Genomic DNA, 12,789 nt, shown 5'->3' with positions numbered 1-12,789 from the left:
GTGGGCGGCGGCGCGCTCCAGCGACTCGGCCCGTCCGGTCAGCGCGCGCAGCCGCTCCTCGCCCGTGCGCAGGGCCAGCCGCGCCTCCATCTCGGTGGAGCGGGCGGCTGCGGCGGCCGCGGCCAGGCGGTCGCGCTCGGCGGTGTCGGGCTCGTCGTCCTGCGGGCCCTCCTCGGCGGCGTGCAACCTCTCCTCGAGCTCGGCGAGCGCACCGGTGTCGGCGGCGAGCGCCTCCGTGGCCTTGGCGAGCTGGGACCCCAGCCGCTCGGCCTCCGCCCGCGCGGAGCGGGCCGCCGAGCCCAGCTGGCCGAGCTGCTCGGCGACGGCGGCGAGGCGGGCGTCCGACTCGTGCAGCCGCTCGACGGCGGCGTCGACGCGCTGCTGCGCCTCCTCGCGGGCGGCCCGGGCGCGCTGCAGGGCGAACCGTGCCTCCTCCGCGCGGTGGGCTGCCTGCTCGGCACCGGCGACGGCCTCCTCGTACGCGGCCTGCACGTGCAGCAGCGACGGCTGGGACGACGACCCGCCGCGGACGAGGGCGGCGCCCAGGACGTCCCCGTCGGTGGTCACGGCGACGAGGTCGGGACGAGCGGAGACGACGGCCCGGGCCTCGGCCAGTCCGGGGACGACGACGGTGGTGGCGAGCAGCGCCCGCACCGCGGGCCCGACCGGCCCGGAGTCCGTGACGAGGTCCGCCGCGGCGACGGCCTGGTCGCCGGCCGCGGTGGGGAGCGTGGTGACGTCCACGGCGGACGGCGCCGCGCCGCCCGCGGACCCGGCGACGACGATGCCGGCGCGGCCCGCGTCGTCCTCCTTGAGCAGCCGGACGGCGTCCACGGCGACGTCGACGGACTCGACGGCCACGGCGTCGGCGGCGGTCCCGAGGGCAGCCGCGACGGCGTCCTCGTAGCCGGGGCGGACCGTCAGCAGCGCCGCCACCGACCCCAGCACCCCCGACAGCCGCTCGCCGGCGGCCAGCAGCGCGCCCGCGGCGTCCTTGCGGGTGAGCCCCAGCTCCAGCGCCTCGGTGCGGGCGGTGGCGCCGGCCCGGTCGCGCTCGGCGGCGCGCTCGGCCTCCTGCCAGCGCTCGACGTCGGCGGTCGCGGCGTCGAGCGCCTCGGTGGCCGCCTCGTACTCGGCGTCCAGCCCCTCCTCGCCCTCCTCGACCCCCGCGACCTGCGACTCGAGCGCGGCGAACTCCTCCTGGGCGGCGGCGCCGCGGCGCTCCGCCTCGGCGACGGCCTCGTGCAGCCGGCCGATCTCCGCCTCGGTGGCCTCGACGCGGCTGCGGCGGGCCCCGACCTGGCCGGCGAGCCGCGCCAGCCCCTCCCGGCGGTCGGCGGCCGCGCGCAGCAGGGTCGCGACGCGCCGCTCCTCCTCCGCGAGCGCCGACTCGGTCCCGCCGCGGGCGCCCACGGCGTCCTCGAGGGCCTGACGGGCCTGGTCGACCTCGCCGGCCAGGGCCCGCTCCTCGTCGCGCACGCGTGCGGCCTGCGCGGCCAGGGCGTCGGGGTCGCGTCCGCCGTCGGGCTCGTCGGCCGGGGCACCGAGCAGGCGGGTGCGCTCGGCGGCCAGCGACGCGGTACCGCGCAGCCGCTCGCGCAGCTGCGACAGCCGGTACCAGGTGTCCGCGGCCTCGGACAGCCGCGGGGCCGCCTCCGCGGCGGCGCGCTCCAGGCCGGCGATCTCCGCGCGGGCGGCGGCGAGCCGCTCCTCGACCTCCGTGCGCCGGGTGCGCAGCGCCGTCTCGTCGGCCACCTCCTGCTCGAGGGTCGCGCTGAGCTGGACCAGCTCGTCGGCGAGGAGGCGCGCGCGGGCGTCGCGGACGTCGGTCTGGACGACCTGGGCGCGGCGGGCCACCTCCGCCTGCCGACCGAGGGGGCCGAGCTGGCGGCGGATCTCGCTGGTCAGGTCGGTCAGGCGGGTGAGGTTCGCCTGCATGGCGTCGATCTTCCGCAGCGCCTTCTCCTTGCGCTTGCGGTGCTTGAGGACGCCGGCGGCCTCCTCGATGAAGCCGCGGCGGTCCTCGGGGGTCGCGCGCAGCACGGTGTCGAGCTGGTTCTGGCCGACGATGACGTGCATCTCGCGGCCGATGCCGGAGTCCGACAGCAGCTCCTGGACGTCGAGCAGCCGCGCGGCCGACCCGTTGATCGAGTACTCCGACCCCCCGCTGCGGAACATCGTCCGGGTGATCGTCACCTCGGTGTAGTCGATCGGCAGGGCGCCGTCTGTGTTGTCGATCGTCAGGGAGACCTCGGCGCGGCCCAGCGGCGGGCGGCCGGAGGTGCCGGCGAAGATGACGTCCTCCATCTTGCCGCCGCGCAGGCTCTTGGCGCCCTGCTCGCCCATCACCCACGCCAGGGCGTCGACGACGTTGGACTTGCCGGAGCCGTTGGGGCCGACGACGCAGGTGATCCCCGGCTCGAGCCGCAGGGTGGTCGCCGAGGCGAAGGACTTGAAGCCCTTCAGCGTGAGGGTCTTGAGGTGCACCTGCGCTCGCTCCTGGTGGCCGGTCGAGGACGGGCCAGCCTAACGCCGCGTGGTCGCCCGGCTGCGCAGGCGAGCCGGTCGGCGCCGGGGCGCCACGACGCGACGGAGGTCACGGGCCACCCGGGCCCTTGGTCCCGGGTGCGGCGGCCGGACCGTTCCTAGCCTTCGTCCTGGCCCCGTGGCGGGGCCGTCGTCGTGCGGGGGTGCCGCACGCGTGGGACGCGGAGGTCGCCGGATGGACGCGCTGGAGCTGGCTCGCCTGCAGTTCGGGGTGACGACCGTCTACCACTTCATGTTCGTCCCGCTGACGATCGGCCTGGCGCCGCTCGTGGCGATCATGCAGACCCTGTGGCTGCGCACCGGTGACCTGCGCTGGTTCCGGCTGACGAGGTTCTTCGGCAAGCTGCTGCTCATCAACTTCGCCATCGGCGTGGTCACCGGCATCGTCCAGGAGTTCCAGTTCGGGATGAACTGGAGCGAGTACTCGCGGTTCGTCGGCGACGTGTTCGGCGCCCCCCTGGCGATCGAGGGCCTGGCGGCGTTCTTCGTCGAGTCGACCTTCCTCGGGCTGTGGATCTTCGGCTGGGACCGGCTGCCGCGCGCGGTGCACCTGGCGTGCATCTGGGCGGTCGCGGTCGCGACGTGGGCCAGCGCCTACTTCATCCTCGCGGCGAACTCGTTCATGCAGCACCCGGTCGGGGTGCGGTTCAACCCGGAGACCGGGCGCGCCGAGCTGGAGAGCATCTGGGCGCTGCTGACGAACAGCACCACCCTGGCGGCCTTCCCCCACACGGTGATGGGCTCGCTGCTGGTCGGCGGCACGTTCGTGGCCGGCGTGGCCACGTGGTGGATGGTCCGCAGCGCGCGACGCGGCGACGAGGAGACCGCCCGCACGTTCCGGTCCGCCACCCTGCTCGGGCTGGTGGCCGTCCTGGTCGCCGGTGCCGGGGTCGCGGTGTCCGGCGACGTCCAGGCCAAGCTGATGTTCGCGCAGCAGCCGATGAAGATGGCGGCGGCCGAGGCGCTGTGCGACACCGAGACCGGGGCCGGCTTCTCGGTCTTCGCGGTCGGCGACGTCGAGAACCGCTGCGACGTGCGCCAGGTGACGATCCCGGGCCTGACGTCGTGGATGGCCACCGGCGACTCCGGCGCCACCCTGGAGGGCGTCCGGGACCTGCAGGAGCGCTACACCGAGCAGTTCGGCGAGGGCGACTACGTGCCGGTCCTGCCGGTGACGTACTGGTCGTTCCGGCTGATGATCGGGTTCGGCGTGCTGTCCGCGCTGCTCGCCGTGGCCGGGCTGTGGCTGACCCGCGGCGGCCGGCTGCCGCAGCACCGCTGGCTGGCCCGGCTCGGGCTGTGGGCGATCCCCGCCCCGTTCCTGGCCAACGCGTTCGGCTGGGTCTTCACGGAGATGGGCCGGCAGCCGTGGGTGGTCGCACCGAACCCCACCGGCGTGGACGGCGTGTGGCTGCTCACCGCAGACGGCGTCTCGGGGCACCCGGCGTGGTTGGTCGCGGTCTCGCTCGTCGCCTTCACGCTCGTGTACGGCGCCCTGGCCGTCGTCTGGTTCGGGCTGATGCGGCGCTACGCCGCCCAGGGCCTGCCGGACGTCGAACCCGAGGAGCCCCTCGGCGACGACGAGGACGCACCGCTCGCCTTCGCGTACTGACCCGCCCGCCCCGGACCGCTGGTCCGCCCGCAAGCGCAGGAGACCCGTCGTGGACCTTCCCGTCATCTGGTTCGTGCTCATCGCCGTGCTGTGGACCGGCTACCTCGTGCTGGAGGGCTTCGACTTCGGCGTCGGGATGCTGCTGCCGGTGCTGGACCGGGACCGGTCCGGACGCCGCGACGACCGCCGCCGCCGTGTGCTGATCAACACCATCGGCCCGGTCTGGGACGGCAACGAGGTGTGGCTGCTCGTCGCGGGCGGCGCCACCTTCGCCGCCTTCCCGGAGTGGTACGCCACGCTGTTCAGCGGCTTCTACCTGCCGCTGCTGCTGATCCTGCTGGCGCTGATCGTGCGCGGGGTCGCGTTCGAGTGGCGGGGGAAGGTCGACGACCCGCGGTGGCGGGCCCGCGCGGACGTCGCGATCGTGGTCGGCTCGTACGTGCCCGCGCTGCTGTGGGGCGTGGCCTTCGCGAACATCGTGGCCGGCGTCCCGATCGATGCGGACAAGCAGTTCACCGGTTCGCTGCTGACGCTGCTGACCCCGTACGCGCTGCTCGGCGGCCTCACCACGCTCGGCCTGTTCGCGCTGCACGGTGCCGTCTTCATCGCCCTGAAGACCGGCGGCGAGGTCCGTGAGGACGCCGGCCGGCTCGCCGAGCGGCTCGCGGTGCCGGTGCTGCTGGTCGCCGGCGCGTTCGCGGTCTGGACCCAGCTCGCGCACGGCAAGCCCTGGACCTGGGCGGCGGTCGCGGTCGCCGCCGGCAGCCTGGTCGCCGTCGTCGGCCTGACCCGCGCCCGGCTGGAGGGCGCGGCGTTTGCGGCGACCTGCCTCACGATCGTCGCGGCGGTGGTGCTGCTGTTCGGCAGCCTCTTCCCCGACGTCATGCCGTCGACCACCGACGCGGCCTACTCGCTGACGATCGACAACGCGTCGTCGACGCCGTACACGCTGACGGTGATGACGTGGGTCGCCGTCGGGCTCACCCCGTTCGTGCTGCTGTACCAGGGCTGGACGTACTGGGTGTTCCGCAAGCGCCTGACCGTCGAGGCGATCGGCCCGTCCACCGGCCTGCCCGCCCGGTCGCGCCGGGCGGGCGGCTCGTCCGCCGACGTGCCCCGCCCGCGGGCGGGGTCCCGGGTCACGGCGACCGGCACGAGCACCGGCGCGGGCACGGGCACGGGCACGGGCACGGACAGCGACGCGGCCGCAGACGCGGACGCCGCCGGACCGTGAGGCCCCTCGACCCCCGGCTGCTGCGCGTCGCCTCGGCGGCGCGCCGCTGGGTCGTGCTCGCCGCGGCGTGCCAGGTCGCCGTGGCGGTCCTCGTCGTCGTCCAGGCCCTGCTGCTGGCCGACGCCCTCGCCGGTGTCGTCGCGGACGGCGAGCCCGCGTCGTCCGTGCGTGGCCCCGCCCTCGGCCTGCTCGTGGTGCTGCTGGCCCGCGCCGTCGTGGCGTGGGTGCAGGACCGGTACGCCCACCGCGCCGCGACCCGCGTCGTCGCCGAGCTGCGGTCCGCCGTGCTCACGCACGTGGCCCGTCGGGGGCCGGCCGCCCTGGACGGCGACCGGGCCGCCGCGGTGACGACGCTGCTGACCCGCGGGCTGGACGCGCTGGACGGGTACCTGGTCCGCTACCTGCCGCAGCTCCTCGCGACCGCGGTGGTGACGCCGGCGCTGCTCGCCGTGGTCCTCTCCCAGGACCCGCTGTCGGCGCTGCTGATGGCGGTCACCCTCCCGCTCGTGCCGCTGCTGATGGCCCTCGTCGGGTGGAGCACGCAGCGGCTGGCGGTCACCCGGCTGGCCCGGATGCAGCAGCTCGGCAGCCAGCTGCTCGACCTCGTCGCGGGGCTGCCGACGCTGCGTGCCCTGGGACGCGCCGGCCGCCAGGCGGAGCGGGTACGGGCCGTGGGTGACGCCTACCGCCGGTCGACGAACGTCGTGCTGCGGCAGGCGTTCCTGTCCGGGCTGGTGCTTGAGGTGTTCACGACCCTGGCGGTGGCGCTCGTGGCGGTGGGCGTCGGGCTGCGCCTGATCGGCGGCGAGCTGGACCTGCGGACCGCACTGACGGTGCTCGTGCTCGCCCCCGAGGTCTACCTGCCGCTGCGGATGGTGGGGCAGCACTTCCACGCGAGCACCGACGGCATCGCCGCCGCGGCCGCGGCGCTCGACGTGCTCGAGCAGCCGGCGTCCCGCCCGCACGGCGCGGCCCGGCCCGCCGGCAGCGTCACCGCCGTCCGGTGGGACGGTGTCGACGTCGTGCACCCGGACCGGGCCGTCGTCGCACCTGCCGGCCTCGCCGCGACCGCGCGCACCGGGCGGGTGACCGCGCTCGTCGGCCCCAACGGCGGCGGGAAGTCCACCGCGGTGGCAGCGCTGCTGGGGCTGCGGCCCTGCGACGCCGGGCGCGTGCTGCTCGGGGACGCCGGCGGTTCCTGGACGGACCTCGCGACGGTGGACCGCGCCTGGTGGCGCCGCCAGGTCGCCTGGGTCCCGCAGCGGCCGGTGCTCGTCCCGGGCACCGTCGCCGACAACGTCCGGCTGGTCGCCCCGGACGCCTCGGACGCCCTGCTCGACGAGGTGGCCGTCCGCGTCGGGCTGGGGGAGGTCCTCGCCGACCTGCCCGCGGGCTGGGCGACGCCGCTCGGGACCGGCGGGACGGGCCTGTCCGCGGGCCAGCGGCAGCGGCTCGCCCTGGCCCGCGCCCTCGTGCGGGTCGCCGACGGTGCGAGGGTCGTGGTGCTGGACGAGCCCACCGCGCACCTGGACGCCGACACCGAGCGGGTCGTCACCGGCACCGTGAGGGCCCTGGCCGAGGAGGGCCTTCTGGTGCTCGTCGTCGCCCACCGGCCGGCGCTGCTCGCCGTCGCGGACGACGTCGTCGAGGTGCACCCGGCGCCGCTCCCCCGTGTCGGGCCGGTGCAGGACGCGGTGCCGGACGCGGTGCCGGACGCGGTGCCGGACCAGGGGCTGCGGCCGGCCGCGGGAGCGGCGCGGTGAGCGCGCCGGCGAGCCGTCGGGGCTCCCGCGGACTCCGGGCCCGGTGGGCGCGGCACCCGCTGGTGCGGGCGCTGCCGCTGCTGGACCTGCGCGCACGGCCGGTGGTCCTCGCCGTCGGCGCCGGGTCGCTGGCGCTGGGCAGCGCAGTCGCGCTGGTCGCGACGTCCGCGTGGCTGATCGCCACGGCGTCGCGCCAGCCGGCGATCGTGGAGGTGACCCTCGCCGTCGTCGCCGTCCGCGCCCTGGGCATCAGCCGCGGCGTGTTCCGCTACCTCGAGCGGCTGATGTCGCACGACGTCGCGCTGCGGGGACTGGTGCGGCTGAGGGAGCAGGTGTACCGGTCGCTGGCCGCAGCGGACCCGCGGGCGGTGGCGCGGTTGCGTCGCGGCGACCTGCTGGCCCGGCTCGGCACGGACGTCGACGCCCTCGGCGACGCGGTGGTCCGGGGTCTGGCGCCGTTCGCGGTGGCGGCCGTCGTCGGCACCGCCTCGGTCGCGGGCGTGGCAGCGATCCTGCCGGTGGCGGCGCTGCCGATGGCCGCAGGACTGCTGGTGGCGGGAGCCGTCGCCCCCTCGCTGGCGGCGAGGGCCGCACGCCGGGCCGTCGTCGGCGCGGCCGACGCCCGCGCCGCCGTGGCGGTGCGCACGCAGGCGCTGCTCGACGGGCTCGCCGAGCTGGAGGTCGCGGGGGCGGTCGACCGGCACCGGGCCGGGTTGGACCGGGCCGAGGACGACCTCACCCGTCACCTCGACACCGCCTCGCGACCGCACGCGGTCGCGGCGGCGGTGCAGGCGCTGGCCGTCGGCGCGACGGTCGTGGCGGCGCTGCTGCTCGGCGCCGGCCCGGTAACCGCCGGCGCGCTCGACGGAGTCTGGCTCACGGTCGTCGTTCTCGTCCCGCTCGCCGCGTTCGAGGCGACCGCGGCCCTGCCAGCCGCCGCCGTCGAGCTGGTCCGCGGGTCCCTGGCCGCCGAGCGTGTGCTCGAGCTCGCCGACCTTCCTCCCGCGAGCCCGTCGGAGCACGACACCACCGGCGCCACGGCTCAGGACGGTCCCGCGGCGGATCCCTGGGGCGTGGTGCGGGGCCACCGCCTCGCGGCGACGGGGCTCTCCTGCGGGTGGGCCCCCGACCGGCCGCTCGTCCGAGGTGCGGACCTGTCGCTCGCACCGGGCGAGTGCGTCGTCGTCACCGGTCCGAGCGGCTCGGGCAAGTCCACGCTGCTGACGACGCTGGCCGGTCTCCTGCCACCGACGGAGGGCACCGTGCGTCTCGACGGCCGGGACCTCGCCGACCTGCCCGCCGAGACCGTCCGCCGGCGGGTGCACCTGACCACCGAGGACGAGCACGTGTTCGCCACGTCGCTGCGGGAGAACCTGCGGGTGGCCGCCGGGCCGGTCGAGGACGAGGTGCTGCTACGGGCCCTGGACGCGGTGGGACTCGGCCCGTGGGTGACGGGGCTCCCCCGGGGCCTGGGCACCGCGGTCGGTTCCGGTGGTCACGACCTGTCCGGTGGCCAGCGGCGCCGGCTGCTGTTGGCCCGCGCGCTGCTGACGGCGGCACCCGTGCTGCTCGTGGACGAGGGCGCCGAGCACCTCGACGCGGCGTCCGGCGCGCGGCTCGTCGCCGACCTGGCCGGGCTCGCCCGCCGGACCGGCCGCATCGTCGTCCTGGTCACCCACGGCAGCGACGGCCTCGACGCCGCCCACACCGTCCTGGAGGTGGTCGACGGGCGGCTCCGCTCCGCGAGTGCCCGGCCCGCGTCCCCCGCGGCGGAACCAGCGCTGTGCCCCGGAGCACCGGCACCGCGGCCCGGCCACCCCGCAGCCCCCGCCCTACCCTGACCGGGTGGACGACGGCCGCGCGCGGGAGGTGCTGCGCGTCGTCGCGGAGGTGACCGCCGCACTGCTCGACGACGACGGACGGGGCGCGGGCGGGACGGCGGCGGGCGGGGGTAGCGACGCAGGGGTCGACGCCGTCGGCGCGGACGGTGACGCCGGCGAGCGCGCGCTGGGCCTGCTGGCCGAACGCGCCCGGGAGGTCCTCTCCGCCGACGGGGCTGCGCTCGTGCTCCCGGCACCCGACGGGCAGTGGCTCGTGGAGGTGACGGCCGGCGCGACGGCCGGACTGGTCGGGACGCGGATGCCCCGCGGCGGCCGGTCGCGGACGGCGGCGGAGCGGCACCGCGGTCTGCTGGTCTGCGACCTGTCCACGGAGCCGCGGCTGCGGGTCCCCGAGCTGCGCCGGTTCGGCCCGGGGATGTGGGTCCCCCTGGACGCCGCCGGGCAGGTCCTCGGGACGCTGCTCGCCGTGCGCCAGGTCGGAGCCGACCCCTTCACGGGGGACGACCTGGCGCTGGCGGCTGCCGTGGCCGGCCAGGCGTCGCTCGCGCTGACGCTCGCCGAGTCCCGGCGGCGCTCGGCGGACGCCGCGCTGCTGGAGCAGCGGGCCGCGATCGCCCGTGACCTGCACGACTTCGTGGTGCAGGAGCTGTTCGCCACCGGGCTGCGCCTGGAGCAGCTCGCGCAGGCCGCCCAGCGCGGGACCCGCCTCACCCCGGCGGCTCTCCGCGCGGTGCAGCACGGGGTCGACGAGGCGGTCGCCGCGGTCCGGACGACGATCAGCAGCCTGCGCGCCCCGGCCGCGGTGTCGCTGCCGGGTCGGCTGCACCGGGAGGTCGCCCGGGCCCGCGGGGTGCTCGGGTTCGGGCCCGACCTGCTGGTGTCGCCCGCGGTGGGCGGGCTGGTGCTGGACGAGGACCTGGTGCTCGACGTCGCCGCCGTCGTCCGGGAGGCGCTGTCGAACGTCGCCCGCCACGCGGCTGCGCGGCACGTGGCGGTCGAGGTCGACGTCGAGGTCGACGACGTCGACGCGAGCACGCCGTACGCGGGGGGCGAGGCGGCGGGGGGCGAGGCGGGCGGGGTCGAGGCGGGCGGGGTCGAGGCGGGCGGGGTCGAGGCGGGCGGGGACGCCGGGGCGGCGAGCACGCGGGTGGCCGGCCACGAGGCGCTCCGCGTGGAGGTCGTCGACGACGGGGTCGGCGTCCCCGCGGAGCCGGCGCACCGGTCGGGTCTGCTCACGATGGCCGAGCGGGCACGGCGGCACGGCGGCTCGCTGGTCGTCGGGCCGGTGGTCCCCTCGCTCGCGTCCGACCGGGCCGGCCCCCGCTGCGCGGGACGTCCCGGCGGGGTGACCGACCGCCCGGGAACGAGGGTGGTCCTGACCGTGCCGCTCCGCTGAGGGGCGCCGGGGCGCGGGTCAGCCGTCGGTCGGGGCGCGCCAGCTCGTGGCCTGCCGGGACGCCACCCAGGCCACGGCCTGGGTGCGCCGGCGGAAGCCGCCCTTGCCGAGCACGGAGGTGACGTGGTTCTTCACCGTCTTCTCGGCGAGGCCGAGACGCTCGCCGATCTCGCGGTTGCTCAGTCCCTCACCGAGCAGGTCCAGCACCCGCAGCTCGGTGGGCGTGAGCCGGTCGACGAGGTCGTCGCCGTGCCGCTGCCGACGCAGGGCGCGCTCGGTGAGCAGGCGGCGCCCCCCGGCGACCTGCGCGAGCACCTCGACGATCTCGTGCGCCCGCACGGACTTGAGCACGAAGGCGCTGGCACCGGCGGCGAGGGCCTCCTGCCGGGCCGCGTCGTCGTCGAAGCTGGTGAGGACGACGCAGCGCAGGTCGGGCTGGTCGTGGAGCAGCCGTCGCACGAGGCCGATGCCGTCGCCGTCCGGGAGCCTCAGGTCGACGAGGGCGAGGTCGGGCCGGACGGCGGCGGCGCGCACGACCGCCTCGGCCGAGTCGGCGGCCTCGGCGACGACGGACAGCCTGGGGTCGGCGTCCACCAGGTCGGCCACCCCGCGGCGGACGACCTCGTGGTCGTCGACGACCAGGACGGTGGCGGGCACGCTCGCGAGGCTACGGGGCGCGCCCGCCGGTCGCCGTCAGGACCCGTGCCGGCAGGCCGTGCGGCCGCTGCGCTCAGGCGTCGACCAGCTCCCCGCGGGAGGGGGCGACGACCACGGGCGCCGCCTGCTCGGTGTGCTTGCGCCCGGTGCGCCACGCGCCGAGCTGCCCGCAGGGGCACTCGAAGACCACGACGATGCCGAGCTCGTCGTTGACCAGTCCCCGCACGCTGGAGACGGACAGCATCCGGCGGGTGGTGCAGTGCTCGCAGTAGACGTCGAACACGGTCGTCCTCCTTCGTTCGCAGGGCCCGGTCGGGCGGTGCCCCCAGTCTACGAGACGTCCCATGTATCGAGGTATCCTGTCCTTCCTCTCGATCCCATAGGTTGGGCCTCATGCTCTCCCTCCACCAGCTCCGGTGCTTCCTGGCGGCCGGCGAACACGGCTCGTTCACCGCGGCGGCCGCCGACCTCGGGGTCGCGCAGCCGTCGCTGTCCGAGCAGATCCGGCTGCTCGAGCGGACCCTCGGCGCGACCCTGTTCGCCCGCGCGGGACGAGGTGTCGTCCCGACCGAGGCGGCGCTCGCCCTGCGACCGCACGCCGAGCGGGCGCTCGCGGAGGCGGACGCCGCGCGGCGCGCGGTCGCGGCCGTCACCGCCCTGGAGACGGGCACCGTGCGCTTCGGCATGTTCGGCACGGCGCGCCTGTACCTGGGCGCCGAGCTCGTCGCGGACGTGCTCGAGCGCCACCCCGGGGTCCGGGTGGAGCTCGTGGGCCAGAACTCCGCGGAGGTCCGCGAGGAGCTGCGCCGCGGCCGGCTGGAGGCGGCGATGATCGCGCTGCCGGTGCCGGAGCCGGGCCTCGCCGTCCGCCCGGTGGCACGCGAGCCGGTCGTCTACGTCAGCGCCGACCGGGAGCGGGTCCAGGCACCGGTGCCGCTGCGCCGGCTCACCGAGAACCCGCTGGTGCTGACCGAGACGACGTGGCGCACGCAGGACTCCCTGCGCGTCTCCCTGTCCGCCGCCCTGCAGGAGGCGGGCCTGACCGTGACCCCGAAGGTCGAGGTGGAGGACGCCGAGACGGCCGTCGAGCTGGTCGGCCGGGGGCTGGTCGACACCGTGCTGCCGCTCGGGACGGTCCGCGCGCTCGCTCCCCGTCTCGCACCCGAGGCCGGGTGGGCGCCGTTGCGTCCGCGGCTCGAGGAGACGATCGCCGTCGTCCACCGCGAGGGTGCGGTGCTCTCACCTCCCGCGCGGCTCATCACCGAGCTGGCGGTCGCGCGGATCCGCAGCGTCGTCGACCCGCTGGGCGAGGGCCGCTGAGGTCGCCGCGGCCGGCGGCGCGCTCGGCAGACACCGGTCCCGGCGGTCAGCGCTCCTCGAAGCCGTCCGGCAGGGCCACCGGCTCGAGCAGGTGGTGGCTGACACCCGCGACCCGCCCCGGGCGGCGCGGGCCACCCTCGTCGCCCGAGGCGGCACCCGCTCCGCCCTGCAGCAGGTCGAGCAGGGCGCGCACGTCCTGCGGCCGCCCCTGGGCCACCACCTCGACCCGTCCGTCGGGCAGGTTCCGCGCCCACCCGCGCAGCCCGAGCGCCAGGGCCCGGCTGCGGACCCACCAGCGGAAGCCCACGCCCTGCACCTGCCCGCGCACGAACGCGCACAGGCGCTCGCTGCCGTCGTCGCGCTCCTGCCCGTCCGGCTCCTCGACGTCCGTCACGTGCTCATCGGGCGCGTCCACGCCA

The 12,789-nt window shown here is 76.9% G+C and carries 10 protein-coding genes; 6 read left to right on the top strand and 4 right to left on the bottom strand.

All coding sequences use genetic code 11. The features are described from left to right. Positions 1-2,487: chromosome segregation protein SMC (gene smc / locus ACYVQV_RS16415; protein ID WP_461024387.1), on the bottom strand; the 2,487-nt coding region annotated here is incomplete at its 3' end. 235 nt (positions 2,488-2,722) lie between these two features. Here smc and ACYVQV_RS16410 point away from each other — a divergent pair. Genes ACYVQV_RS16410 through ACYVQV_RS16390 form a run of 5 tightly spaced genes read left to right on the top strand, consistent with a single transcriptional unit; the run spans position 2,723 to position 10,393 of the window. Beyond that, positions 2,723-4,159: a cytochrome ubiquinol oxidase subunit I gene (locus ACYVQV_RS16410; RefSeq protein WP_461024386.1), complete on the top strand. Its 1,437-nt coding sequence runs from the start codon at positions 2,723-2,725 to the stop codon at positions 4,157-4,159. A 49-nt stretch (positions 4,160-4,208) separates the two neighbouring features. Continuing rightward, on the top strand, positions 4,209-5,393 hold the full coding sequence (gene cydB, locus ACYVQV_RS16405; RefSeq protein WP_461024385.1) for a cytochrome d ubiquinol oxidase subunit II: 1,185 nt from the start codon (positions 4,209-4,211) through the stop codon (positions 5,391-5,393). Beyond that, positions 5,390-7,156: a thiol reductant ABC exporter subunit CydD gene (gene cydD / locus ACYVQV_RS16400; protein WP_461024384.1), complete on the top strand. Its 1,767-nt coding sequence runs from the start codon at positions 5,390-5,392 to the stop codon at positions 7,154-7,156. Before cydB ends, cydD begins: the two co-directional genes overlap by 4 nt. Continuing rightward, the gene (cydC, locus tag ACYVQV_RS16395) at positions 7,153-8,997 is read left to right on the top strand and encodes a thiol reductant ABC exporter subunit CydC (protein WP_461024383.1); all 1,845 of its coding nucleotides are present in this window, start codon (positions 7,153-7,155) and stop codon (positions 8,995-8,997) included. The genes cydD and cydC overlap by 4 nt, the downstream gene beginning before the upstream one ends. A 4-nt stretch (positions 8,998-9,001) precedes the next feature. Then, positions 9,002-10,393 carry a GAF domain-containing sensor histidine kinase gene (locus ACYVQV_RS16390; RefSeq protein WP_461024382.1) on the top strand — a complete coding sequence of 464 codons (1,392 nt, stop codon included), beginning with the start codon at positions 9,002-9,004 and terminating at the stop codon, positions 10,391-10,393. Positions 10,394-10,411: 18 nt separating this feature from the next. Here ACYVQV_RS16390 and ACYVQV_RS16385 read toward each other — a convergent pair whose 3' ends face one another. Together ACYVQV_RS16385 and ACYVQV_RS16380 are read right to left on the bottom strand one after the other, a co-directional pair. Further along, positions 10,412-11,035, bottom strand: a complete 624-nt coding sequence (locus ACYVQV_RS16385) for a response regulator (RefSeq protein WP_461024391.1) — start codon at positions 11,033-11,035, stop codon at positions 10,412-10,414. 88 nt (positions 11,036-11,123) lie between these two features. Further along, on the bottom strand, positions 11,124-11,333 hold the full coding sequence (locus ACYVQV_RS16380; RefSeq protein ID WP_461024381.1) for a hypothetical protein: 210 nt from the start codon (positions 11,331-11,333) through the stop codon (positions 11,124-11,126). Positions 11,334-11,443: 110 nt separating this feature from the next. Here ACYVQV_RS16380 and ACYVQV_RS16375 point away from each other — a divergent pair, with 110 nt between their 5' ends. Further along, positions 11,444-12,370 (top strand): LysR family transcriptional regulator, encoded by a 927-nt coding sequence (locus ACYVQV_RS16375; protein WP_461024380.1) that lies wholly within the window; start codon positions 11,444-11,446, stop codon positions 12,368-12,370. A 46-nt stretch (positions 12,371-12,416) separates the two neighbouring features. Here ACYVQV_RS16375 and ACYVQV_RS16370 read toward each other — a convergent pair whose 3' ends face one another. After that, on the bottom strand, positions 12,417-12,785 hold the full coding sequence (locus ACYVQV_RS16370) for an acylphosphatase (protein ID WP_461024379.1): 369 nt from the start codon (positions 12,783-12,785) through the stop codon (positions 12,417-12,419). Between the last annotated feature and the right edge of the window lie 4 nt (positions 12,786-12,789).

It is taken from the genome of Thalassiella azotivora, from assembly GCF_054781695.1.
This window is presented reverse-complemented; position numbering and strand designations above follow the sequence as displayed.

Coding starts and splice junctions, on each gene's coding strand:
- ACYVQV_RS16375 (WP_461024380.1), top strand. CDS start 11,444: ATGCTCTCCCTCCACCAGCTCCGGTGCTTCCTGGCGGCCGGCGAACAC.
- ACYVQV_RS16410 (WP_461024386.1), top strand. CDS start 2,723: ATGGACGCGCTGGAGCTGGCTCGCCTGCAGTTCGGGGTGACGACCGTC.